This is a genomic window from Anabaena sp. UHCC 0204, from assembly GCF_009711975.1.
In the GTDB taxonomy this organism is placed as follows: Bacteria; Cyanobacteriota; Cyanobacteriia; order Cyanobacteriales; family Nostocaceae; genus Dolichospermum.
Genome location: NZ_VIKW01000081.1, coordinates 78,269 through 104,241, shown reverse-complemented (window position 1 = coordinate 104,241; position 25,973 = coordinate 78,269). Strand labels below are relative to the sequence as shown.

Below are 25,973 nucleotides of genomic sequence, written 5' to 3'. Positions count from 1 at the left end.
GTTAACTTACTAACACACCCTGGAAAACTGAATTTTATCTAAGAATGAAAGGGACAACCACCTGCGGTTAATTTTTGGAGAAAGGCGTTATTATCAAAATAATGCTCTAAAGATTCAATCTTTAAATCTTCAGTCACACGAGCAATACTCATACCTGTAACTTCTATTGTTTCTCCTGTGGGTACATATTCTTTGTAAGTACCTGTAAATGTCCCCCAATGTCGCCATTTAAAGCTGACATTAGGAGGTCCAGAAAGCACTTCTGTTAATTCCCATAAAAAACCATTGGGAAAAGCATTATGAAATAGTTCATAGGAAGATTCAAAGGTTTCAGCCGCAGGACAATAATGTTCATTTTCAACTATAAATAAGTTATAAGTCCCTTGTTTGACAACTTCTTCCGCAGTATATTTTTCTCCTCCATTGCTGCTCATTCTAAACTTATCACCAACAATAGAAAGCCACTGTTGAGGATTCAGTTTATAAGAAGCTTCCATCTCAAATGTCCGAACTAGGTTTTGAGCGATCGCTTCTAATGAACCTTCTGGATGATTGAATTTACTTTCTTGGTGCAGAAATTCATTAGTGTAGGAATAATCCGGTTTATTTCCTTCTCTCCATACTACCCCTTGATCATGAGTCAGGACTTTTTCTCTATCTTGCACCCAAAGAGGTAATTCTGTAGTGTTATCGCTACTCATTTAAGCTTACGTACTAAAAACAACTTTAATTAGCATAAAGGCTTATGTAATCATAAGAGTATCAAAATGATAAGAATCTTTACTTAGGGCTAGGAGTCAGGAGTATCACGCTATCAGCAAGCCCACTTAACACACATAAAAAATCAAACCACATTAATGTGGTTTGAAAAGTTCAAAAACTATTTACACCTTTTATGCTGTGACTTCTTCCTTTACTTCTTGCTGTAAAGATGAAAACAATCTATTCAGGGCATTCACGTAAGCTTGCGCCGATGCTACAATAATGTCAGTATTGGCTGCATGACCTGAAAATAAACGGGATTCATGACGTAGGCGAATTGTCACTTCTCCCAAAGCATCAATTCCGCCGGTGACAGATTGTACAGAAAACTCGATCAACTCATTCGGTACATTTACTACCCGATTGATAGCTTTGTACACTGCATCTACAGGACCTGTACCAATGGCTGCATCAGTTAATTCTTCACCATCAGGTGTGCGAAGAGTCACAGTAGCGGTTGGTTTAGCGTTGCTACCACAGGAAACCTGTACTAACTCCACTCGGAACAAATCTGGTGCTTGTTGGATTTCGTCGTTCACGATCGCTTCCAAATCCCAATCAGAGATTTCTTTCTTTTTATCAGCTACGTCTTTGAATTTAACAAAGGCTTTATTCAATTCGGTTTCTGATAGTTCAAAGCCTAATTCTTTCAAGCGAGTCCGAAAAGCATTTCTACCGGAATGTTTACCCAATACTATTTGATTGTCGGATAAACCAATCAATTGGGCATCCATTATTTCATAAGTGAGTTTGTTTTTCAATACCCCATCTTGGTGAATTCCAGACTCATGAGCAAAAGCATTTGCACCGACAATGGCTTTATTTGGTTGCACCAACATTCCCGTTAAATTGGAAACTAAACGGGAGGTTTTATAGATTTGTTTGGTGTCAATATTGGTGAGTGATGCTTCTGAATTTTCAGAACGTCCCAAGAAGGGATTAAAATATTGTCTGCGGACGTGCAGAGCCATGACTAACTCTTCTAAAGCTGCATTTCCGGCTCTTTCACCAATGCCATTAATGGTACATTCTAATTGACGAGCGCCGTTTTTCACAGCTTCTAAAAAGTTAGCAACTGCTAAACCTAAATCATTATGGCCGTGAACGGAAATAATGGCTTTGTCAATGTTGGGGACATTTTCAGTAATGCCTTTAATAATGCCGCCAAATTCGCTGGGGGTAGTGTATCCTACGGTATCAGGAATATTAACAGTTGTTGCACCAGCAGCGATCGCTCTTTCCAATACTTCATACAAAAATTCTGGATCAGAACGTCCGGCATCTTCTGGAGAAAATTCTACATCATCGGTGAAACTTTTAGCATAGGCTACCATTTCTTCAGCGATCGCCACTACTTCTGGTCTAGTCTTTTTTAACTTATATTGCAGGTGAATATCAGAAGTGGCAATAAAAGTATGAATTCTGCCTTTTGCTGCTGGTTTGATAGCTGCTGCTGCGGCTTTGATATCATCATGTCTGGCTCTGGCCAAACTACAAATCACTGGACCATTTTCTGTTCCCACAGTTTGGGCAATTTTGCTAACTGCTTCAAAATCTCCAGGACTAGCAAAAGCAAATCCAGCCTCAATAATATCTACTCCTAAACGTGCTAGTTGTTTGGCAATAACCAGCTTTTCGTCTATGTTGAGAGTTGCTCCTGGACACTGTTCTCCGTCGCGCAATGTTGTGTCAAAGATGATAATTCTATCGGCTTGTTTACTCATTAGCTTAACCTTGTTTAGTTTTGAGAGGGGGCTAAATAAAAGAAAATATGGGAATTAGGAGCAATCAAATGTGGTTTTATCCTCGTCCGATAGAATTGATTCTGCTCGGTAACTCCTAATTCCTAAATTCTTTCTTGATAAAATAGCTTGAACTAGGAACTTTAGTCTTTCACTCTGAGATTTATAAATAAATACTAAGGTTATTAACCGTCAGTTTTTTCTATTCTGTCTCTAATATCGTTCAAGTCTATATATCTATCAGTAGCATTGCGTAGCTCCCTGGCAATCATGCCTTCAGTTGATACTACTGTAATATGCGTATTTTTTGAGCGTAATAGTTCGATAGCTCTTTCAAAGTCACCATCCCCGCTGAATAATACAACTCTGTCATATTGATCTACTGTATTAAACATATCAACGACAATTTCAATATCTAAATTCGCTTTTTGGGAATAACGACCAGAAGCATCGTCATAATACTCTTTAAGGATTTTCGTGCGGACTGTATATCCTAAACTGATGAGTGCATCTCGGAAGCCGCGTTGGTCTTGGGGGTCTTTTAATCCAGTGTACCAGAAAGCATTAATTAATGTTGTTTCTGACTGTTCGTATTTAAAGTATTCTAAAACGCGCCGTGGGTCAAAAAACCAGCCATTTTTTTGTTGAGCATAGAACATATTGTTTCCGTCTACAAAAATAGACAGACGATTCATTGGAGAACCCATAAAAATTTACACCTAATAATAGATAAGAATGCTAGATGGAATAATAGATTATAGCAATTATTAAATGGTAATTTTGCTAATATCTATGAAGTAGATAATCATGTATAGCTATTATCTTACCTCTTTTAAAGCCAGAAATTGGACTAAATATCCAAGTGAGATCCTAATTATTTAAATTGTTTCACCTCCGGTACTTAATAAAAATGTTCTTTGAGCAAAATCTACCAACAAAATTGACCTAGTAACAGGATTCTGCAAGAGGTCTAATATTCAATTTTACTCCTAAAGAGGTATAGTATAGGATTTTGGGTAGAGGATAGGCTGATATCCATCAATAGTTTTTTTATCAACTTTAGTGATGAATTGAGATGATTATCAATACTTCAGAAGACAGAGAGGACTATTGAGGATACGCATCTAGGATATCCTAAATGAACGCCTAAAATTTGGCGAATACTCAATGACATCAGTTTTAATAAGTCAATGACTCCGAATATAAATTTTTATTACAACTACCCTTGCCTGTAATCACAGAGGATGGTTCAGTTACATAAAGGTGGAGATGTATTTCTATAGAGGTTTTGTACAGCAAATATACTGATATAAGTTAGATGAAAATTAGCGGATAGTTGACAAACGGATAAGATGCTCATTTAAGTCTTACATTTGAAGTTTTTAGGAGTCGAACAGGGTTCTGAATAAATAAAAGTGTTGTACTTAAATTAATCAGTAACACAATATGGAACAAGAACCTATATCTAGCTTAACTAAAAAATCAGCTTCTGTTGGCAAATCAGGACAGCAGTCCCAGCGAGCGGTGAGTTTGATTCATTTACTAACTGGTACTTCCGCATTGATAGCAGCTTTACTGAGCGTGTCTGGTGGAACGGGAGTGCAATGGATGGAAAATCAAGTGGTGACAACTTGGTTTCAACTGCGGGGGACAATAAAACCGCCCGAAGATATTGTAATTTTAGCAATTGATGATCAGTCCATCTCCACTCCTGAACAGTACTATAAATCAGATCCACAACAGTATGCCTACCTAGAACCACTGAAATCTTTCCCATACAAGCGAGAAGCTTATGCTCAAGTCATCACTAAGTTGATGAAGGCTGGGGCGAAGTCAGTAGCATTGGATCTAGTTTTTGACAAGCCTAGCACTTATGGTGAAGATGACGATCGCCAATTACAGACAGTATTACAAAAATATGGCAATAAAGTAACTTTAGCGGCACTTTACGAAAATTTTGATACACATCAAGGAGCATTTACACAATTAACCCAACCCCAGAGGATGTTTCTTACTGCGTCAGTATCCATTGGGACTGTAAATTTCCCCTTAGATGTAGATGGTAAAATTCACCGACTAGGTGGTGAGTTTAGCAAGTCTTTGTCTGTGGATGATCTGATCAATACCAAAATCCCCTCCTTTGCAGAAGCAATTTTAGCATCTGCACAAGTAAAATATCCACAACCAAAGGGCGATCGCATTTATTTTTGGGGAAATCAAGGGACATTTGAAACCATTTCTTTTTGGTCTGTTCTCGACCCAGAAAACTGGAATAATTATTTACAACAGGGAAAAGTTTTTCAAGATAAAATTGTGATAATTGGGGCTACAGCCCAGTTACTTCATGATATTCACCCCGTAGCTATGTCCGCAAATCAAAGGATGGCTGGGGTCGAAATTCATGGTAATGCGATCGCTAGTTTAATGACTAATAAAACCATTGCCCCAGCCTTTAATAATTCCATATTAAATGGTTTATTTGTGCTGATATTGGTAGGTAGTACAGGTTTGGTAGTGACTAGAACTAGAAATGGGATTAAGAGACTTTTATTAAGTCTGGCTGTGGCTATGACTTGGGGAGGAATTAGTTATGGGAGCTTTATTTATAGTCACATAATGTTACCTACCACAATACCAATAATAGCGATCGCCTTAAACGGAATTGGTTACTTTAGTTCGGAAGTTATCAAAGAAAAAATTAACAAACAACAATTAGTCACAATTTTTCAAAAATATCAATCATCCCCCATTATTCAGGAAATTCTCAGCCAACAAAATGACCTCCAAGACCTGATTCAAAAAAGAGATTTAGAAGTCAAAGGTAAAATACTCAGTGGACGTTATCAAATTATTAAAGTCCTTGGTGCAGGTGGATTTAGTGAAACCTACATTGCTGAAGATATCCACCGTCCAGATCACCCACAATGTGTTGTCAAACAACTCAAACCGTCTACCGCTAAAGAGGAAAATTTAGTCCTAGCACGACGGTTATTTAATTCCGAAGCCAAAACCCTGGAAAGGTTAGGAACACATAATCAAATTCCCCAACTTCTCGCTTATTTTGAAGAAGACCAAGAATTTTATTTAATTCAAGAATACATAATTGGTCATCCCCTCAGCAAAGAATTAGGATTAGGTAAAAATCTCCCAGAAAATTTAGTTATTAAACTATTGAAAGACCTTTTACAAGTTATCAGATTTGTCCATGAAAATGGCGTAATTCATAGAGACATTAAACCCAATAATATTATTCGTCGAGAATCAGATCAAAAAGTTGTATTAATAGATTTTGGTGCTGTCAAAGAAGTCAGCACTCAAATCACAGAAAGTTTTGATTCAACAGCTTTTACAATTGGGATTGGAACTAAAGGTTATGCACCTAATGAACAATGTTTTGGTCGTCCTCAATATAATAGCGACATTTACGCCATTGGTATGATTGGTATTAAAGCCTTAACAGGTATTTCTCCCCACGAATTAAAACATGATAGTAATGGAGAAGTAATCTGGTTAAATCATGCCACTGTTACTGAACCTTTTGCAGAAGTTATCAAAAAAATGGTCATGGATGATTATAAACAACGATATAATTCTGCATTTGAAGTGATAGAAGCTTTAAATAAAATTCCCATATCTGAATATGAAAATATGGGGACAGAAATAAACTATGCAGATGATGATATTGATGCTGACGCTGATGCTGATACTACACCTTGGATAGAAGATGCTTGATTTGGTAATTGACAATTGACAATTGACAATTATTAATTGGTAATGGGTAATTATTTCTCTCTTCCTGCTGTCACCTGTTCCCTGTTACCTTTCACCTTCATCCAAGGATGCGTTACAGATGTTCTATATAAATTTCGGCAAGTGTATTCTAACTATAGATATAGTTCTATCTACTTCTTTAGCATGAAGTTAATTTCCTAATTAAAGCCTAAACTAAGGTAAATTTATCATTTTATCATTGCAAAACCAATTTTTAGTTATAAGTTAGAGGTTATTAAGCATAAATATTTTTATTTAGAAACGCCTCTGACTCATAATTATTGTATTTATGATCCAAAATATTGATTTGAATACTGGAGATAAAAAATGGAATATAGCGAGTTTATAACCCATGTCCAAAGTCTGGCACAATCAGAATCTCGTGAAGAGGCAGAAGTAGCTACTCGTGCGACTTTAGAGGTACTTACACAAATTATTCCTAGTGAGGAAATAGCAGATTTATCAGCACAAATACCTGAAGAGTTAAGAGAGTATTTACGTGGAAATGAAACGGAGGCTATTCAATCTTTTCATTTGCAGGAGTTTATTGAGCGAATCAGTCAAAAAGAAAGTTTAGAACCTACTACTTCTATTATTCATGTACGGGCTGTTTTTGCTGTTTTACAAAATGCTGTTGCTTCTGATAAATTCCGCAAATTTTATAACTATTTTTCCCATGATTATGAGGAGTTGTTTACGATGTCAGTTACAGATAGGATTTCTGTTTAGTTAGGAAAAAGTTGCGAGTTAAAAATTTAAGATGCCCGATTTCTTCAGGAAATCGGGTATATTTGTGTTTACCCATGATTTAAAATTGCTATCGGTGCAAAATTACAGCACTTCCCGGTGTTATATTTTGCTCAGGGACTTAAGTTTATTTCGGAAATTATGCTAACTTTTACTCAACGGAAACTATTTAATACTGATGCTATAGTTAGTACAAGTATTTCACTAACAGCGGAAGAACGCAGTCGTAGTCGTTATAAATTTACATTAGCAGATGGTAAAGATATTTTTTTGCGTTTATCGAGAGGTACAGTATTAAATGATGGTGATATTCTCACAGATGAAACTCAAAGTATTTATCTGAGAATTATTGCTAAACCTGAACCTGTTTTAACTGTAGTGGCAGAAATTCCCTTATTATTAAGGGCTGCTTATCATTTGGGAAATCGTCATGTACCTGTAGAAATTACTTCGACTTATTTACGCTTGTCTCCAGATCCGGTTTTAGCTGCTATGTTGACACAGTTGGGCTTAGAAGTTAAAGAGGAAATTTTACCTTTTCAACCAGAGTTAGGGGCTTATGGAAATCACTCTCACTCATAGTAATTTTTTGGCGATTTTACAATTAGCTAGTCCGGCTTTACCTGTTGGTGCTTATGGCTATTCGGAGGGTTTGGAAATGTTAGTAGAAAGTGGTACTATTACTAATATTGAAAATCTCAAAGATTGGCTAAAATTTGAATTAATTTATGGCTCAATTCGCCTAGATGCAGCAGTAATGGTCAGGGTTTTTAGTGCTGTACAAATGGATGATATGGAGGCTTTAAAGCAATGGAATTTATGGTTATCAGCGGTGAGAGATACGGAAGAATTACGGGCTGCTAGTTGGCAAATGGGACGATCGCTCATGCAATTATTAGGTAAGCTAGAACCGGAAATACTGCCGTTAATTAATGCTGTAGGTTATCCTGGTAATTATGCGATCGCTTTTGCTATAGCTTGCTCTCATTGGGATATAAATATTCAAGCTGCTTTATTAGCTTATTTACATAGTTGGGCTAATAATTTAATTACGGCTGGAATCAAACTTATTCCTCTCGGACAAACTGTGGGACAAGAATTATTACTGAGTTTACAGCCTTTATTAACTTCTACAGTCGGGGAAATTCTGACCATGGAGGATGATGATTTGGGATGTTGTAGTTGGGGTTTGTCTTTGGCTAGTATGCAGCACGAAACCCAGTATACTAGGCTATTTAGGAGTTAAAAATTATGACTGCTTTACGGGTAGGAGTTGCAGGTCCGGTGGGTTCAGGGAAAACTGCTTTAGTTGATGCTTTATGTAAGGGATTACGGGAAAAATATCAGTTAGCAGTGGTGACGAATGATATATATACTCAAGAGGATGCTCAGTTTTTAGTACGTTCTCAGGCTTTGTCAAGCGATCGCATTTTGGGTGTAGAAACAGGAGGTTGTCCCCATACTGCTATCCGCGAAGATGCTTCCATGAATTTAGTCGCAATTGAACAATTAGAAGAAAGATTTACAGATTTAGATTTAGTCTTTTTAGAAAGTGGTGGTGATAATTTAGCTGCTACTTTTAGCCCCGAATTAGTAGATTTAACAATTTATGTAATTGATGTCGCTGCTGGTGATAAAATCCCCCGCAAAGGTGGTCCAGGTATTACTAAATCTGATTTATTAGTTATTAATAAAACCGATCTTGCTCCCTATGTAGGTGCTGATTTGAATGTGATGGAGCGAGATGCCAAAAAAATGCGCGGTGATAAACCCTTTATCTTTACAAATCTGAAAACTCAAACTGGATTAGTAGATGTCATTCAGTTTGTTAATGCGGCTATTGATTAGTAATATGGATATTATTTTTTTCACAAGAATAGGAATTAAAAATTAGTCATTTTAATTCCTATTCTCCATTGTCATAGCTCAAAATTAACCGAAAGCGAAATTGTATAAAATTACAAAATTAACTATCGGAACAATCATTAACAAAATCAACCAGGGATTTTTACCCAGTTTTTCTACAATTTTGATCAAAGCCATTAGTAAGAAAACCGCAGCTACGATATTAACTAATGGGATGAAAAGTCCTACAACCCACCAAGGAGACTGACCACCAACTTTGTACATGATCCAATTATTAAGAATTGGGACCCATGCAAACCAGGCGTTTTCCTCTCCTAATTTTTCGTAGATGTTGTAGAAGCAATAAGAACTAAACAAATAGCCAAACAGAGTGAAAACTAGAAAAACGATATTTGCTCCAGCACTCTCAGAGCTTGACGAGGACTGAGCCAGAAAAGAGTTTAAGTGCCAATTATAGTTTAGTAGAAGCATTTGATCCTTATATAGCAATCCTAACTCATTTTTACCTTACTATCCTGAAAATCACTGTTAGGTCAAGAATTTAAGGAAAAATTTGCTTTATTGTCATAAAAATACACTCTAGGGATTATATTTGATTTTTAATTCTGCACTGCGGTACGAGACTAGGCGATTGGATTAATACAGGATAAAATAAATCATTCTTACAGTATTTTGTCCAAGAGTGAGGTATTTATGAAAGTAGATTACGTCAAAGCCTTCAAATGTGCAGTTTCTTGTCAGGAGATTTATCAAGATTTCTCAAAACTTACATTTAGTGATTGTAATGATCAACAAATTCTCATTAGTAAAGATAGCACCGATACCCAAACCGCTATTTTGACAAAATCATCAGGTATTACTATTGTGTTTCGCGGTAGTAACTCATATTTTGATTGGAAAACTAATTTTGATACCAAACAAAAACAAAAAGAATTTGATCAAACAATCATTCATCCAGAAATTATTGATCAAAATGAAAAAGTCTATCCATATAACAATAAAAATAGTTCTGGTGTATTGATGCACCGTGGTTTTGTTAATGCTTATTTTTCTGTGAGAGAACAAATTCACAAATATATCAAAGATCAAAATATTACTAATGTAACTGTCACTGGACATAGTTTAGGTGGAGCTTTAGCAACTTTGTGCGCTGTAGATATTCAATACAATTTTGCTAATCAATTATCTTCTATAGAAGCCTATCTTTTTGGAGCGCCAAAGGTCGGTAATAAAAGTTTTAGAGAGTCTTATAATCAAAGAGTTCCTAATACCTATCGCTTTATTTATGGTATGGACTTAATACCAGAATTACCAAGATGGTGGCAAGGATATGAGCCTGTAGATCAGGAATTGCGAATAGGTTCAAGATTTAGTTGGAACTTTATTTCGTCCAGATTTAATAATCACGCTATTATCAAATATATTGATTTTCTTAAGGAAGCATCAATCTCTTCCAGAAGTTAAACTAATAAAGGCAAGTTAGGGAACAGGGAGAAAAGGGAATAAATGGGTATAAATTTTCTTGTAAAAATCAAATAGGATTCCTATATGTATAATTACAACCGATATGTTTTATCTTTTCTTTTAGTAGTATTCTGCATGACTATTAGCAGTTGTGATTCTAATAATACTGCTGAGAACACAACTTTAGAAACAACACCAAATAGTAAAATTAGTCCAAGTCCTCAAGGAGAACCAGAAAAGTCTCCAACTCCCGCTGCTGAAGGATATTCGACTGATTCTAATTCTAAGGCTGTTTCTGGTAAAACTACTAATGTCACACTATACATAAGTGATGACCAATGTCAACAGCTAATTCCTAAAAAAGCTGATGTTTCTGCCCAAGAACCAATGAATGAGTCTATAGGCAAAATCTTTAAGGAACAAGATACAGCCGATTTTAGTGTTGCTGGTTATCGTGTTAATGTCAATAATGGTGTTGCAACTGTAGATGTACGTATTTCTCCAGATTCCAAACGACAAGTATCTTCTCTTTCTAGTTGTGAGCAGTTTGCTTTGTTTGGTAGTGTCCGCAAAACTTTAATTAGTAATTCTGAGTGGAAAATCAAAGATGTCCGTTTTACTGAGCGTGGAGAAGATATTGCTCTGTAAAGGACTGATAAATATAGTCAATTTCTAGGGAAATGCTGATAAAAGCAGAGTTAACAGGCATCATTAAAGATCCTCTGGCAGATATACGCTGACTCTTACCATAAAAGTGCTATATTTACAGATAATCTAGGCATAGTAAAGATTTTCTAGTGATTCTGCCCAAAGGTAAAAAGACTCTATTAAGATAATAAGGTCTTAAGTCAAGGGTAAAAAATCAATGGATGTTAAGCTGATTTTAGTGGGTTTAACTGTTATATTTACGGTTTCGTGCTTGTTTTTTGGTACGAAAAATGGCTTTTATGATTCCGACAACTATCATGGGAATGGTTCTGCACATTAAGAGGAGTTTCCGGTTCGGTTTCCAACTTTCATAACTTTGCTAAGGAAACAAAGCCCAAGGCCAACTTCCTCAGCCAATAGTTTGAGGGGAGGAGTAGATGAGGGATAATGTCTCAATTGATTCTGGTTTTGATGCTCCAGAAGTAGCTCATGAGTTAGAATGTCTGCCCTATAGTGTGCAGCATCAAGATGAAGGGGTGTGTCTACTGGTGAAAATGGGTCCACACCGGATCTTATTAGATTTTGGGTTGACAAATATTTCATCCATAACTAAGGACTTGACTAAATCGGCACAACGTGGTAATTCACCTATGCCAGCAGATTTAGTTTTAGTTAGTCATGCTCATGCAGATCATGCTAGGGGTTTATTAACCCTGCATCAAGCTTTTCCGTTGTTACCTATTTATGCTAGTGAGGTGACAACAAAGTTATTACCTCTAAATTGGCCAGAACAAGAACTACCAGGAATTCCTTCATTTTGTCAGGCTTTACCATTGCGATCGCCTGTAGAAATAACAGAAAATTTAATCGTAGAATTATTTCCCGCAGGTCATTTACCTGGTGCGGTGGCTATTCTTCTCACTTACCACACCCCAAACCGCGATTATAAGTTACTTTACACTGGTGATTTTTTCCTATCTAATTCCCGTTTTGTAGAAGGGTTGCGACTGGATGAATTACGAGGTTTAAATTTAGACGTACTCTTAATTGAAGGTAGTTATGGTACATCCCGCCATCCTCATCGTCGTAACCAAGAAAATCAATTAGCAGAAAGGATTCATCGTGCTATCAGTCCTAGTGGAACAGATGAAACCCATTCAGTAATTTTACCAACACCAGCTTTAGGTTTAGGTCAAGAACTGCTGATGTTGTTACGTTCCCATCACCATTTTACAGGTAGAGATATAGATATTTGGGTTGATGGTGCTGTGGCGACTGGTTGCGATGCCTATTTAGAACTTTTATCTCATCTTCCCGCCTCTGTTCAAAATTTTGCCCGTCATCAACCTTTATTTTGGGATGAAAGAATCAAACCTCGTGTCCGCCGATTAAAACCGGAAGATATGGCGACTTTAGGCAGATCTCCTTGTATTGTCCTCACGGATTCCAGCGCCGATTTAAGTAAATATTGTCAACCAAATACAGGTAATTGGCTGATTCTTCTACCCGAAAAAATTGATATCAACTTTAGTCACAATTATTTAGCACCAACAGAAGTTGAAAATTATCTTTTAGCACAACATAGTGATGGTCCAGGAACAACCCAGCTAATTCATAATTTACGCCCCCAGCACGTGATTTTTGTACATGGTTCTCCTAGTTACCTAGCTGATTTAACTTGTTTAGAAGAATTACAAAACCGCTATCATGTCCATTCCCCCGCCGCAGGGACTCTAGTAGAATTACCGATTGGGGAAACATTTTTACAACCGGCTGCCCCTGAAACTAATTATGAGGGTGAGTTGACGGAGTTGGGAACTGTTATTACTATTACTCTTCCGGATGCAGTGACAGCAGATCCTCGCTGGCGACAGTTTGCTGATACAGGTTTAATAGCAGCCCGCTGGCAGGGTGAAGACTTAGTATTACGGGGTTTATCCCCACGGGAACTATTAAACCAAAATAGCCCCCGCCCTACTTCTAGTGATGTTGAATGCTGTGGTAATTGCCGATACCAAAGAGGGCAACGGTGTTTGAACCCCGTTGCCCCCTTGTATAATTTCAAAGTTACCCTTGACGGATACTGTCCTGCTTTTGAACGCTTAACTTGAATTTAATTTAGGAGCGTTTATTCTGGATTCAGGTCAGTATAAGGGTTATGAATACGTTCTGCTTCTGGACAGTCATCAGTTGTCAGCGGTTCTACATTACCGCGTTGTACTGAAGCTAATTTTTGAGTGACAGATCCGATGCTTTCGAGACGAACCATCTCCTCCCAAGAACAAACTTCATCTTCTTCGTCGGTTTCATAGCGTAAAGTCACTAAATCACCCTCGATATCAATGATGCGGGCCCGCTCTATCCAGCGTTGCTGATCCCGCAAAAAAACACATACCTCCCGCCCGTCGCAACACAGTTGATAAATCTTGCGGTGTAGCATGTAGTGCTTCTGCCTTTTTATACAACGTAGTTAAACCTGTCAGATTTGGGTTTTGTGCCAAGAACACTAGCCTCTAATGAGGTGAATTCCGCGGTTACAACCCAGTAAGTTTAGTGACTCAATTTTACCATTTATTTTTAGTCATTAGTGTTAGGTCAAATTTTGGGTCTTAAGCTTTAGTTTACCGCATTAGTTGAACGGCTATCCAAACTGTTTACATATACAGATATTTTTCTTTTACCTCGCGCTGCTGGTGGGAATATTTCGCCAAAACACGGATACTGATTTGATACTATCTACATGACTATCATCCGCAAGCAGTAGGCTACACAACGAGAGTTTAAAAATGAGCAACTCTTGTGTTAACAGTGCATACCACGCTTTGCTATTTGGGTCTTCAGCCTATCTTCTGAATAAAAATTTGAATATTCGAGGCGTTAATGGCGCAAGATGTAAATTTATATGTAGAGGTGTTCTGGTGGAATATCTCTACATAGGTTGTGAGACAGTGTCAGGTTATTTGGATACATTTAATCATTCACACTATAGAGTGTACAAGTAAGTGAAAACTGAAACTAACGGGGTTGGATGAGTGCAATCAAGAAAATTTATCGAGAATTACAAAGGGTGGGAAATTCTAATGGGCGACGAGCGGATGCTTCGCGTTTAATGTTACCACTACGGATTTCATCGTCAAGGGCTGCAAGAGCTACCAAATCGTTTGGCTGATAACACCTGGTTTTTAGCACTTGGTGGATTAGACCCTCGGATTCAACACTAAGACACCCAGTTTGGAAAGCAGATTTAACTAGTGAGCGAATCATCATAACTAGGGGCTAATGAAGCAATTTGATATTCTTATTGTGGAACAATTACTCCAGAAATACATTGATGCAAACCAGCCGTTCCTAGTGATTCTCATTACTTAAATATAGTGATCAATATCACTGCTAATAGGATTAATATTGGTTGGCTTCAGGATATTTACGGTTATTTGCTGGAAATAAAATACAAATTTGCAAAAATATAGCCCAAAAATTTATATTTTCTTGATGAAGTTAGTCCAGGTCTTCAGTATTATCAACTACGTAAAAGCTTGACGGAGATACGTTAGTGTAAAAACTGGCGAAAATCTTCATCTTGCTGACTCAACTGCACCCACTCTAAGTTTAGGACTTGAAATTTCTGGACTAAGCGATCGCACGCTGGACGTTCTGTGGCATAATGACCAGCATCAATTAATACAAGACCACGATCACGACTTTCTTGGAATTGATGAAATTTACAGTCAGAAGTTAGATAAGCTTGGGCATTAGTTTTGACTACTGCTGAAATAAAACCTGCACCCGAACCGCCTAAAACAGCTACTCTGGAAATTTGCTGCTGTAAATCAGCCATGGGGGAAAAAATCAACTGAGGCGGATTTAATTGCGTTTGAATATTATTAAGTAAATCTTGTAATTTTAAACTATCTTTGAGTATGCCTACACGCCCATAACCTAAACCTGCTTGGGTAGGAATAATGGGTGATACCTCTTCAAGTTCGAGAATTTGCGCTAAAACGTCAGCCGTTCCATCTTCTACTTGATCAAAGTTAGTATGGGCGCTGTAAATACCGATATTATGAGCAAAAGATAAGCGCACCATTTCCGTCAAAGCTTCACCAGTGCGGAAAGATTTGGGGGGGTTGAAAATGAGGGGGTGATGGGCAAAAATTAGATTAGCATGGAGAGCGATCGCTTCCTGCATAACGGCTAAAGTCGGAGTTAAACATACCAATACCCGCGCTTCTGTGTACAAAACACCGGGTTCAACTTGCCAACCGCAATTATCCCAGCTTTCGCACCAAGCAGGATTTGCCCATTCTTCAAACCAGGTAATTAAATCAGCAACTTTCATTAATTAATATTCTCAAAACAAGGTTATGTAACCCACTTTCTGTACCCTAACTGTCACACATCAACAAAAAGCTGATGACATAGTACACAAGAACTAAGTTAGATGCAAAAAGCAAGAGGCTTAATCAAAATATATAGCATTAAAAGGCACAAAGTGTCAGCAACTCAAGTTTGGTAAAGAAGACAAAAGAAAGAGAAAATTTCATAGTTAAAAAAAATTACTGTTAACAAAACAAGAAATGAGAGAATAAAAATAGAAGTAGTGGAGAAATTTGTTGTGAAATTAAATCCCCAACAAATAGAAATTTATTTTACTTAATATAGTTGTTTTATGCTCACTTGGATTTTTTCTCTCTGTAATTTCCCTTTGTGAGAGTTTAGGTTGCGGAATGTGAGATATTATCTGCTGGCTTAATCTGTTTAATGGGAATCTCAATCAAAAATTCTGTTCCCTTTCCAGGTTCAGAAACATACTCTATCTTGCCCTTATGCTTATCTACTATAATTTGGTAACTAATAGATAAGCCTAATCCAGTACCTTGGCCTACAGGTTTAGTAGTAAAAAATGGTTCAAACAATCTATTGCTAAATATTCCTTTAATTCCTATACCATTATCTTTAATACTAATAATTACGTTGTCTTCATCTTTTACTTGAGTATGGATAATAATTGAACTTGAGTGTTCTTTGCCATTTCTATAAGCATCCATTTCTTGTTGGCGTAAAGCATCAATAGAGTTAATGAGTAAATTCATAAATACTTGGTTTAATCCTCCTGCATAACATTCAATGACAGGCAAATTTTCATAATTTTTAATAATTTTAATTTCCGGCTGTTTCTTCTGACCTTTAAGAAGATATTGCAAAATTAATAGTGTACTATCAATTCCTTCATGAATGTTAACTGGTTTCATTTCGGCTTCATCAAGACGCGAAAAATTGCGTAAACTTAAGACTATTTCACGGATACGTTCAGTGCCAACTGTCATTGAGGATAATATTTTGCCAAGATCATCAATTATAAAATCTAAATCCATTTCCTCAATCAAAATATTTATTTCTGGATTGTCATAAGAATATTCTTGATGGTATCGCTTAACCAAAGTTAATAAGTTTTGAGTATATTCCTTAACGTGTATCAAGTTACCATAAATAAAATTAACCGGATTATTAATCTCATGAGCAACACCAGCAACTAATTGACCAAGGGAAGACATTTTTTCAGTGTGAATCAGTTGTACTTGAGTATGTTGTAGTTTTTGTAGTGTGTGTTGTAATTCAATATTTTTTTGTTTTAATTTTTCTGTTCTGGCTGTGACTTGCATTTCTAACATATAATTAGTTTCTTCTAAGGCAGCCTGAGCATTTTTTTTAGCTTTTAAAAATTCCTGTAATAAACGTAATACTAAAAGCCATATTGGGATAAGTATTGTTAAACTGATAATAGAGCCTAAAATACCCCAAATCATTTTTTGGCGATACTGAGCAACTTTTATTTCTAACCCCAGTGAGATATTCTGGTTTCTTTTAGCAACACCATCGGCATAAATCTGTTTCTGAGTTTTGTATTTACTGCTGGATAATAATTGCTGTGCAGCCTGTTTTTGATTTTTATTAACTAAATCAAAAGATTGATATTCCATTGCCACCAACTGCTGATTAGCAATATCAACTTTTTGGGCATTCTGATCCTTATATGTTTCAGGAGCGAGTTTAATAGCTTCTTTAATGGTAGCATCAAGTTTAGGTTCAAATTGACGATATCGGTTTTCCCACATCATATCACCTGTAGCTGCATTCATACGAGCTGACATGGTTAATAATTCATCTAAATAAGTAATTTCATCGCTTAGTCTTTGTAGGTTAAATTCTTGTTTAGTAATATTATTGAAGTTATAAAATGCTTGCCAGTTTAGCCAAACTTGTGGTATGAATAATAGTAATGTTAGTAATACTGTCACACTTACTAATTGAGAAGCACTAAACTTCAGCTTATTAAATAAATACATTTTCTACCTTGATATATATTATATTTGCAACTTATTGAATTGGTACTTAAATTATACAATGCCTTTTTCTGAATACTACATGACCATTAACTCCATATTGCACGCCCCAACTGTCACAGATCAAAACAAGCCCCTTAAATAGCACAAAGTAACTAAAGGCAAATCAAGGGTTGGGAGACTTAATGATAATAAATAGCATTAAAAGGAGGGTGGCGTGAGAACATGGAGCTTTGTAACGAAGACAAAAGAAAGAGAAAATTTCATAATTAAAAACAAGACATGAGAGAATCACAACAGAAATAGTGGAGGAATCTGTTGTGAGATTGAAATGCTATAAAGTTACTCAAATTAAATCCCAGAAAAAAGATAGCTTAGGAGAAATATCCTATGAAATATCAGCTACGTCTCTGAGAAAATAAGCTAATATTTTTGATTTATAGCTCTATTTTCCTATGTCAATAATTTCGGTTTTTACTACAATTTATTAGTTTATATAATAAATATAAGTTGCCATGATATCAAATGTCTATAACAAGAGATAGGGGATAGGTGACAGGTAAGAGTTTTACCAAATACCAATCACCAATTAGTAATTATTCAAGAGTTAAATCTTCTATTAATTTAACCACTCTTTCCTTAACTTCATCTCGCACACGTCGAAAAGTATCAATATCGTGACCTTCAGGATCATCAAGTTGCCAATCTGCGAAGACTTCTCTTAATACCCATACTTCTGGTAAATTGACTCCACAACCACACAGAGAAATTACTGCATCAAAATCTTCAGGATGAAAATCACTTAAACATTTAGAACTTTGATTACTAATATCAATGCCTATTTCTGCCATAACTTCGACAGTAATAGGATCTACATGACTTGATGCTAAACCAGAACTAACAACAGCAATTTTACCTTCTCCTAAAGTTTTCGCAAAACCTTCCGCCATTTGGGAACGGCGAGAATTTTTTTTGCAAACAAACATTACTCTTTTCATGATTTTTGTAGTTGTAAATTGGTTGACAAAAGAATAGTTTTATGAAACTTATCAGAACGCAAAATTGAACCAAAGTAGGGGTAATTCATGAATTACCCCTACCAGAAAATAAGGTTTTCAGTCACATATTCTGCAAGTCATACTTTTAAAGCCTTATTTGCGGCTTGAATATTTTCCTGGGCTGCTTTTTCTTTGCGTTCACTATGGCGGTCTGTGAGATAATCCACTTGATTACGTAATAGCAACGTAAATTTATATAGTTCTTCCATGACATCAATTACTCGGTCACGATAAGCAGAATCTTTCATTGTTCCATCTTCATGAAATTCTTGATAAGCTTTTGCTACTGAAGATTGATTAGGAATGGTGAACATTCGCATCCAACGCCCTAAAATTCGCATTGTATTAACGGCGTTGAAAGATTGAGAACCTCCACTTACTTGCATTACTGCTAAAGTCCTTCCTTGGGTTGGTCTAACTGCACCAATACTCAAAGGAATCCAATCAATTTGATTTTTTAAAATTCCGGTAATGTTACCGTGCATTTCTGGAGAAGACCAAACTTGACCTTCAGACCATGTACTCAATTCTCGCAATTCTTGAACTTTAGGATGAGTATCACTAACACTACCATAAATTGGTAATTCACGAGGGTCAAAAAACCGGACTTCTGCACCAAAGTTTTGCATGATTCTGGCTGCTTCTTCTGCTAATAAACGACTGTAAGAACGTTCGCGCAAAGAACCATATAAAAATAATATTCTGGGGGGATGATTGAAATCTGTCATGGCAATTATTTCTTAACTAATCATCAGCACTAAAGGCAGGAATACAACGAGGATCTCGCAAAGTTGCTTTTTCTGGTTCTCTCGGAAACCATGCTGCTGTGCGTTTACAAAATTCAACCAACATTAACATAACTGGTACTTCAATTAAAACCCCTACCACTGTTGCTAGTGCTGCACCAGAATTTAACCCAAATAACATTACCGCTGTAGCGATCGCCACTTCAAAATGATTACTAGCACCAATTAAAGCTGCTGGGGCTGAATCTTCATAGGATATATTCAGCTTTAATGCTGCTACATAACTAATGAAGAAAATGAAATTTGTTTGGATAAATAAGGGAACAGAAATCAATAAAATGTGTAAAGGATTTTTGACAATTAGTTCTCCCTTAAAGGCAAACAGCAAAACTAAAGTAATCAGTAAAGCAGCAGTAGCAATGGGAGAAAGATATTTCAGAAATTCTCTTTCAAACCATTCTCTACCTTTATATTTGAAAATCCAATACCGACTATACATTCCTGCTATTAATGGCAAACCAACATAAATCAGCACAGATAAAACTATTGTTTGCCAGGGAACTGTTAAATCATTTGCTGCTAATAACCATCTTCCTAAAGGTGCATATAAAAATAGCATTGCTAGAGAATTAACTGCTACCATTACCAAAGTATGTCCTTGATTACCATAAGCCAGATATCCCCACATTAAAACCATGGCTGTACAAGGGGCAATTCCTAATAAGATTGCTCCCGCAATGTAAGAATTTACTAAACTAACTTCGTTGCCACGAATTAATTCTGAACCTATAATTAATGGTTTAAATAACCAACCTAAAAAGAATTGGGCAAAGACTACCATTGTAAATGGTTTAATTAACCAATTCATCACCAAAGTCAAAATTACAGGTTTGGGTGTCCGCAGAGCGTGAGTAGCTTGGGTAAAATCTATTTTTACCATGATGGGATACATCATAAAAAATAGACATATAGCAATGGGAATTGATACTTGATAAATGCTAATAGCGTCTAGAGCTACAGCAATACCTGGAAATAATCTCCCTAGTCCAATTCCTACTAAGATGCACAAAAATACCCAAACGGTGAGATATTTTTCAAAAAAACTTAAGTTACTTCCAGCTTTGACTCGGACTTGATTTTCTGAATTATTGATATTCATTAAAATGCCTTTTGTTTGCGTAACAATTCTGTAAGTGTGAGATCAAACTCCGATTTACCAGCAAACACTGTTCCTACTTTTCCTTGGTATAAATGAACATAATCAAGTTTGTAAGCTTCCTCTGATAAAGGCACATAGCCGACAGAACTGGCAGTTTTTGTAGCATTTTTAATGTAGAAATCTGCAAAATTGTAAACTACAGTTTTGTTTTGACTAGACCACAGATTGACATATATAAATAGAGGTCGAGAAAGTGGTTGATATTTGGCATTTTCTACTGTTTCTGGTGATGGTACAACAGCACCTTTCCCGTTATTAACTGCTACGACTTTTAATTTATCTTTATTGGCTTCGTAGTAAGCATAACCAAAGTAACCCAAAGCATCAGGATCTTTATTAATACCTGCAACTAAGACTTCATCATCTTCGCTACCTATGTAATCTTTGCGGCTGGCTTTGGCTGTACCAACTATTGCTTCGGTAAAATAGTCAAATGTCCCAGACTTATCACCAGCGCCATATAATTTGATAGGACGGTTTGGCCAAGAAGCGCGAACTTGATTCCATTTTGTAATTTTTCCCTCAGCCGCAGGTTCCCAGATTTTCTTTAATTCGGCTACTGTGATGTCTTTTGCCCAGTTGTTTTGCGGGTTAACAGCGATAGTTAGGGCATCAAAGGCTATGGGTAATTCCATATAGCTGATGCCATTTTTTTTACAAGCTGCCATTTCAGACTCGGAAATTGGTCTAGAGGCGTTATTAATGTCAATTTCCCCGATACAAAATTTTTCAAATCCTCCCCCAGTCCCGGAAATACTTACTTTTACTTGACTTTTATTTTCGGGGTTGGCAAGATATGCTTTGACTACAGCTTGGGTAATGGGATATACGGTACTAGAACCATCTACTTTTATGAGTGTTTCAGTGGTAGAGTTAGTAACTTTTGTGGCTTTATTGGGCTGCTGAACATTATCACCAGAATTAGATGTAGCTGTACAACTGGTTGTTAATACTAACATTCCCAGGGTTAAGACTAATTTGTTTGCTGTTTTCTTCACTGAATTTCACCTGTATATTTAGTGAGCAGACTATTTATCCTATCTACCTGTCATTTCAAAAAAAATTGATATGTTAATGCTTACTCTACCATGAGATAAAAAAATTAATCAAGAAAAATTGATGTGTTGTTTATACATGGCAGTAAGAATGTTTTTAGCCGTTTGCTAGTCTCCAACATCAGAAAACGTTTGTTCACCAACCTCAAACGGAGTAGCAGGTTTTGAACTAAAGTAAAGTAAAAGCTTTTTCCTCGCGTGGAGAATCACAATTGTGAAGTTACAGCGACCAATATTAGTGGGAGGACTAGGGCTATCGTTCTCCTTGTGGATGTTAGATAGCTGGCATGATTCAATAGTTCAGGTAGGAGAATTCGGCCTCCTGAGTGCGTTGGCTGTGGGTGGGGGTTTGTGGTTATTCAAGAAAAATCAGCCCCAACTAGGTGAACAGCTAAATGATATGTTTGTAGATAGAGCGGCTGTGGATAAAGCGATCGCTCAAACCGAAGTAATAATTAATCAGCTTGCCCAAGAATCAACCAGTCATCCTGCTTTAGAAAAACTCCGGGCAAACCTGGCTAAATTGCCTTTAGAATTAGATAGAAAGGAAATCACCGTTGCCGTTACTGGTGGAAAATCAGTAGGTAAAAGTACGGTTATTAAAGTTACAGAAAATGCAGGAACGAGTTCGGGAATGTCTTTACATTTTTCCGAAACAGCGCCTTTGTTTTCCGTAATTGGTGAAAATGCTGATGTTGTCACTTTATCAGAAATGCAGAAATCTGATTTTGTCTTATTTCTGACAAACGGTGATTTAACAGATTCAGAATTTCAGGTTTTACAACAACTAAAAGCCGCAAAACAGCCGACATTACTGGTTTTCAACAAACAAGATCAATATCAACCTGATGAACGCGCTACAGTTTTACAATCATTAAAACAGCGCATTGGTGCAAATGTAGTTGCAACTGCGGCTTCTCCTGTAGCTGTGAAAGTGCGAAAACATGAAGAAGATGGTTCTTTCCAAGAATGGATGGAACAACCAACGCCAGATATCCAGCAATTAACACAACAATTAGGAGAAGTTGTCCGACAGCAGGGAGAACAGCTAGTTTGTAATACCACAAATCGCAAAGTATTATTACTGAAAGCTGAAGCTAAAGATTGTTTAAATAACGTGAGAAGGGATAAATCTACACCCTTTATAGAACAATATCAATGGATTGCAGCAGCAGCGGCTTTTGCGAATCCCGTACCTGCTTTAGATATTCTCGCAACAGCGGCGATTACTGCTCAAATGGTCATGGATTTGGGTAATATATATCAACAGAAGATTTCCTTGGAACAAGCGCAACAAGTAGCGGGAACTATGGGAAGTTTGATGTTGAAATTAGGTTTAGTGGAACTTTCTACCAGGGCTGTAACGGGTATTCTGAAAACTAATGTTGCTACTTTTGTCGCTGGAGGAATGGTAGAAGGAGTTAGTGCTGCTTATCTAACAAGAGTAGCGGGATTAAGTTTAGTTGAATATTTTGAACAGCAAGAAGTTGCTTTAGAATCGGGAAGTGTTTTAAATCTCGACAAACTGCGTCAAGTTTTGCAAACTGTATTCCAACAAAATCAAAGAATGGCTGTTTTGGAAGATTTTGTGAAGCAAGGTGTGAAGCGGTTGTTACCGGAAGCAAAAGCAGTGGAAGTCTAATTTATTACTTACCTTGGCGATTAGAAATCACGGCTACACAGACAAAACCCATCTACCCTTCGGGAACGCCAAAGGCGAACATGGGTTTCAAACTCTTACTTTTTTCTTAGTCCACGCAGGTGGTCACTGAGCCTGTCGATAGCGTAGCGTGGCGTTAGCCATAGTGTGGACTTTGTTTGTGTAGTTGCGATTTCTAATCGCCCAATACTCAGCAATGATATAATTATGACAATATATTTAAATTAATCTCTGCGGTATTTACTAAAAAAGGTATGATTATTTGGCAAAAAGGGCAAAAAATTAATAACGGTAGATTTATCATTGAGGGTAAACCCTTGGGTATAGGTGGTTATGGTATCACTTACAAAGCTTTAGAACCCAAGACGGGTAAATTTTACGCCATTAAAACCTTAAATCCCACCATGCAATTGAGGAAAGATTTTACAGAACAACACGTTAAGTTTCTAAATGAAGCCTTGACAATTAAAGGTTTTGATCATCCCCATATTCTCAAAGTTTATGAAGTCATCCAAGAAGAAAAAAGTGAACTTTTTGGTATTGTGATGGAATATATTGATGGGGTAAATTTATCTGAATATGTCCAAAATAAAGGACAATTATCAGAATCAGAAGCACTATTATATATAGATCAAATTAGTCAGGCTCTAGAATATATTCACATAAAAGGAAGTTTACACCGCGATATTAAACCGGAAAATATTCTCTTACGAAAAAATAAACAAGAAGCGGTTTTAATTGACTTTGGGCTAAGTCGAAATATTGAGAATTACAGCATGACAAATGCTTTAACAGAAGGTTATGCACCTATAGAACAATATGAGCGCCAAGGTAATTTTGGACATCATACCGATGTTTACGCTTTAGCCGCAACTTTATATTATCTCCTCACGGCAGATGCTCCAGTATCCGCGCAAAACCGTAGGAATAGTAAAGCTTTTGACATTTTAGTAGAACCAAAGAAATATAATTCCTGTATTAGTCAGAGAGTGAATGATGCTATTTTGCAGGGTATGGAAATAGAACCGGAAAACCGGACTCCAACAGTATTTAAGTTTAGGGAAAATTTGGGTTTGGTTAATATTGAAAATGAGCAAGAAATACAATTAAAATCAGAAGTAGGAATGGAATACAATAACCTGCGTGATTTACTCAAAGCACAGAACTGGGAAGAAGCAGATAAAGAAACTTACGAAGTTATGATTAAAGCTGTGGGTAAAAAGTCAGGTGACTTCTTTGCAAGTAATGAACTCTTAGATTTTCCATGCCAAGACCTCCGCACAATTGACCAATTGTGGGTAAAATACAGTCAAGGAAAATTTGGCTTCAGCGTCCAAAAGGAAACTTATTTGAGTGTCGGTGGGAAGCTTGGTAGCTATGAATATGAAACCTTGAAGAGATTTGTCAAAAGTGTGGGATGGGGAGAGGGTATAAAAGAGGGTATAAAATATGATAATACATCACCAAAAGGACACTTGCCTTGTGTTGTTGTGTGTTCTCTGGTGGGGGAGGCAATAGGGAGGGGGTCTGTTTTCCAGAGACTTGTAAACTGTAACATTTAAAGGTTACAGAAAATTATTAAGTCTGAATCAGGATATACAGGATTTAAGGATTTACAGGATTTTATTTTCTGATGAAAGCTCCCCGACTTCTGAGATAATTGATGTTGATAAATGAGAAGATGAATTAAATAATTTAGATCCCCAAAAAAACAATCATTCAATAAAATCCTGTAAATCCTAAAATCCTGGACATCCTGATTCAGACAATTTCAGATATAATATAATAAATTCCCAACAGGAGTAAAAGTTATGACTATGAAAGAACTTATTCAAGCAGAAATTGACAAAATACCAGAACAAGAACTAAATAACCTTTATCAATGGATAAAAGAATTTACTGGTAAAATAAATAATATGAAACATTCAGAAACCATGGAATCAGCAGAAAAACATTTCTCTAATTCCTATCCTTACCATGATCTAGATTATCTTGCTGGAACATGGACAAAAGAAGATGAAACTGAATTTTTACTGAATACTCAACAATTTAATGAAATAGATCAACAATTATGGCAATAAAATCAATCTTATTAGATACCAATGCTTATACTGCTTTTAAACGTAATCAAAATGAAGCAGTTGCAATAATTGGAAATGTAGATATTATTGTCATCAATTCCATCATTCTTGGAGAATTATTAGGAGGTTTTGCACTAGGAAATAAACCAGAAATAAATCGTGATGAATTGGAAAAGTTTATGGAATCTCCTAGAATAAAAATATTTCCTATAGATGAAAAAACATCAGAATATTATGCTCTTATTTATTCTCAATTATGAAAGAAAGGAAAACCTATACCTACTAATGATATTTGGATTGCAGCTACAGCAATTCAACATAATTTAATTTTATTTACTTATGATAGTGATTTTGAAAATATAGAAAATTTAAAATTAGGTAATTGTTTAGCAGATTTTATTTAGGAATCATAATTGATCATCATACTTTAAACCCATATCCTGATTCTGACAAATAAAAATCTGCACAATACAGGTTAATCATCTACTAAACACGAAAATCCACATCCTGAAAATCCTTATTAATTATGACCATTGCTGAACAGATTTACGCACTTGTGAAAAATCTTCCCCAAGATAAAGCTGAGGAAATTTTGAATTTTGCTGAATTTATCTGTAGTAAAAATTTAAATCCTAACCAAATTGTCAATGATTCTGCAAATCTTTCTTGGACAGAACTCGTTTATTCACTTGCGGGAACTTGGAAAGATGACTTTCCTAGTTTAGAAGAAATTCGTAGTGAAGCGGGACAAGATATCTTGCGGGAGAGTCTGGCATCACCGTGCCAAAACGGGAAAATTGTACGCTAAGG

24 protein-coding genes and 1 pseudogene are annotated in these 25,973 nt (G+C 36.3%); 13 read left to right on the top strand and 12 right to left on the bottom strand.

What is annotated here, in order from left to right:
* Positions 1–38: 38 nt before the first annotated feature.
* The 3 genes from FJR04_RS25090 to FJR04_RS25080 all read right to left on the bottom strand — a co-directional run bounded on the left by FJR04_RS25090 (position 39) and on the right by FJR04_RS25080 (position 3,211).
* On the bottom strand, positions 39–701 hold the full coding sequence (locus tag FJR04_RS25090; protein ID WP_168499976.1) for an ester cyclase: 663 nt from the start codon (positions 699–701) through the stop codon (positions 39–41).
* 192 nt (positions 702–893) lie between these two features.
* Positions 894–2,486 carry a 2-isopropylmalate synthase gene (locus FJR04_RS25085; RefSeq protein WP_168499974.1) on the bottom strand — a complete coding sequence of 531 codons (1,593 nt, stop codon included), beginning with the start codon at positions 2,484–2,486 and terminating at the stop codon, positions 894–896.
* A gap of 203 nt (positions 2,487–2,689) precedes the next feature.
* Positions 2,690–3,211: an NYN domain-containing protein gene (locus FJR04_RS25080; protein WP_104387051.1), complete on the bottom strand. Its 522-nt coding sequence runs from the start codon at positions 3,209–3,211 to the stop codon at positions 2,690–2,692.
* Between the two features lie 739 nt (positions 3,212–3,950).
* Between FJR04_RS25080 and FJR04_RS25075 the strand changes: the two genes are divergently transcribed.
* The 5 genes from FJR04_RS25075 to ureG all read left to right on the top strand — a co-directional run bounded on the left by FJR04_RS25075 (position 3,951) and on the right by ureG (position 8,870).
* Complete coding sequence (locus FJR04_RS25075) at positions 3,951–6,236, top strand: serine/threonine-protein kinase (protein ID WP_168499972.1); 2,286 nt, start codon at positions 3,951–3,953, stop codon at positions 6,234–6,236.
* Between the two features lie 366 nt (positions 6,237–6,602).
* Positions 6,603–7,004 carry a DUF2267 domain-containing protein gene (locus tag FJR04_RS25070; RefSeq protein WP_168499970.1) on the top strand — a complete coding sequence of 134 codons (402 nt, stop codon included), beginning with the start codon at positions 6,603–6,605 and terminating at the stop codon, positions 7,002–7,004.
* 159 nt (positions 7,005–7,163) lie between these two features.
* Positions 7,164–7,604 (top strand): urease accessory protein UreE, encoded by a 441-nt coding sequence (ureE, locus tag FJR04_RS25065; RefSeq protein ID WP_168499968.1) that lies wholly within the window; start codon positions 7,164–7,166, stop codon positions 7,602–7,604.
* Positions 7,582–8,268 (top strand): urease accessory protein UreF, encoded by a 687-nt coding sequence (locus tag FJR04_RS25060; protein ID WP_168499967.1) that lies wholly within the window; start codon positions 7,582–7,584, stop codon positions 8,266–8,268. Before ureE ends, FJR04_RS25060 begins: the two co-directional genes overlap by 23 nt.
* Positions 8,269–8,273: 5 nt before the next feature.
* Complete coding sequence (gene ureG / locus FJR04_RS25055; RefSeq protein WP_168499965.1) at positions 8,274–8,870, top strand: urease accessory protein UreG; 597 nt, start codon at positions 8,274–8,276, stop codon at positions 8,868–8,870.
* Positions 8,871–8,954: 84 nt separating this feature from the next.
* On the opposite strand, the gene FJR04_RS26540 is transcribed toward ureG, so the two are convergent.
* Entirely contained in the window at positions 8,955–9,359 is a 405-nt protein-coding gene (locus FJR04_RS26540) for a DUF5684 domain-containing protein (protein ID WP_168499963.1), read from the bottom strand.
* A 222-nt stretch (positions 9,360–9,581) separates the two neighbouring features.
* Here FJR04_RS26540 and FJR04_RS25045 point away from each other — a divergent pair, with 222 nt between their 5' ends.
* From FJR04_RS25045 to FJR04_RS25035, 3 genes are all read left to right on the top strand, one after another.
* Positions 9,582–10,352, top strand: a complete 771-nt coding sequence (locus FJR04_RS25045) for a lipase family protein (RefSeq protein WP_168499961.1) — start codon at positions 9,582–9,584, stop codon at positions 10,350–10,352.
* A 135-nt stretch (positions 10,353–10,487) separates the two neighbouring features.
* Positions 10,488–11,000, top strand: a complete 513-nt coding sequence (locus FJR04_RS25040) for a sporulation/spore germination protein (protein WP_254445412.1) — start codon at positions 10,488–10,490, stop codon at positions 10,998–11,000.
* Between the two features lie 437 nt (positions 11,001–11,437).
* Positions 11,438–13,111: an MBL fold metallo-hydrolase gene (locus FJR04_RS25035; protein ID WP_168499957.1), complete on the top strand. Its 1,674-nt coding sequence runs from the start codon at positions 11,438–11,440 to the stop codon at positions 13,109–13,111.
* A gap of 17 nt (positions 13,112–13,128) precedes the next feature.
* Here FJR04_RS25035 and FJR04_RS25030 read toward each other — a convergent pair whose 3' ends face one another.
* From FJR04_RS25030 to FJR04_RS24995, 8 genes are all read right to left on the bottom strand, one after another.
* Positions 13,129–13,440: a DUF6679 family protein gene (locus FJR04_RS25030; protein ID WP_168499955.1), complete on the bottom strand. Its 312-nt coding sequence runs from the start codon at positions 13,438–13,440 to the stop codon at positions 13,129–13,131.
* A 608-nt stretch (positions 13,441–14,048) separates the two neighbouring features.
* Positions 14,049–14,264: a hypothetical protein gene (locus FJR04_RS25025; protein ID WP_168500019.1), complete on the bottom strand. Its 216-nt coding sequence runs from the start codon at positions 14,262–14,264 to the stop codon at positions 14,049–14,051.
* A 286-nt stretch (positions 14,265–14,550) separates the two neighbouring features.
* Entirely contained in the window at positions 14,551–15,339 is a 789-nt protein-coding gene (locus FJR04_RS25020) for a Nif3-like dinuclear metal center hexameric protein (RefSeq protein ID WP_168499953.1), read from the bottom strand.
* A gap of 376 nt (positions 15,340–15,715) precedes the next feature.
* A complete protein-coding gene (locus FJR04_RS25015) occupies positions 15,716–17,347 on the bottom strand; it encodes a sensor histidine kinase (protein ID WP_168499944.1) in 1,632 nt (543 codons plus the stop codon).
* Positions 17,348–17,940: 593 nt separating this feature from the next.
* Positions 17,941–18,342 carry an arsenate reductase, glutathione/glutaredoxin type gene (gene arsC, locus FJR04_RS25010; RefSeq protein WP_174763587.1) on the bottom strand — a complete coding sequence of 134 codons (402 nt, stop codon included), beginning with the start codon at positions 18,340–18,342 and terminating at the stop codon, positions 17,941–17,943.
* A gap of 137 nt (positions 18,343–18,479) precedes the next feature.
* On the bottom strand, positions 18,480–19,130 hold the full coding sequence (gene arsH / locus FJR04_RS25005) for an arsenical resistance protein ArsH (protein ID WP_168499942.1): 651 nt from the start codon (positions 19,128–19,130) through the stop codon (positions 18,480–18,482).
* 16 nt (positions 19,131–19,146) lie between these two features.
* Positions 19,147–20,307, bottom strand: a complete 1,161-nt coding sequence (arsB, locus tag FJR04_RS25000) for an ACR3 family arsenite efflux transporter (protein ID WP_168499932.1) — start codon at positions 20,305–20,307, stop codon at positions 19,147–19,149.
* Entirely contained in the window at positions 20,307–21,365 is a 1,059-nt protein-coding gene (locus FJR04_RS24995) for a PstS family phosphate ABC transporter substrate-binding protein (RefSeq protein WP_168499930.1), read from the bottom strand. Before FJR04_RS24995 ends, arsB begins: the two co-directional genes overlap by 1 nt.
* Positions 21,366–21,693: 328 nt before the next feature.
* Between FJR04_RS24995 and FJR04_RS24990 the strand changes: the two genes are divergently transcribed.
* The 5 genes and pseudogenes from FJR04_RS24990 (at position 21,694) to FJR04_RS24965 (ending at position 25,971) form a co-directional block, all read left to right on the top strand.
* On the top strand, positions 21,694–23,064 hold the full coding sequence (locus FJR04_RS24990) for a DUF697 domain-containing protein (RefSeq protein WP_217359535.1): 1,371 nt from the start codon (positions 21,694–21,696) through the stop codon (positions 23,062–23,064).
* A 272-nt stretch (positions 23,065–23,336) separates the two neighbouring features.
* Positions 23,337–24,644, top strand: coding sequence for a serine/threonine-protein kinase (locus FJR04_RS24985; protein ID WP_168499927.1), 1,308 nt, complete (start codon positions 23,337–23,339; stop codon positions 24,642–24,644).
* A gap of 249 nt (positions 24,645–24,893) precedes the next feature.
* Positions 24,894–25,163, top strand: coding sequence for a hypothetical protein (locus FJR04_RS24980; protein WP_168499925.1), 270 nt, complete (start codon positions 24,894–24,896; stop codon positions 25,161–25,163).
* Positions 25,154–25,567 (top strand): annotated as a pseudogene (locus FJR04_RS24975) (type II toxin-antitoxin system VapC family toxin). Before FJR04_RS24980 ends, FJR04_RS24975 begins: the two are co-directional and overlap by 10 nt.
* Positions 25,568–25,689: 122 nt before the next feature.
* A complete protein-coding gene (locus tag FJR04_RS24965; RefSeq protein WP_168499921.1) occupies positions 25,690–25,971 on the top strand; it encodes a DUF2281 domain-containing protein in 282 nt (93 codons plus the stop codon).
* Positions 25,972–25,973 lie beyond the last annotated feature (2 nt).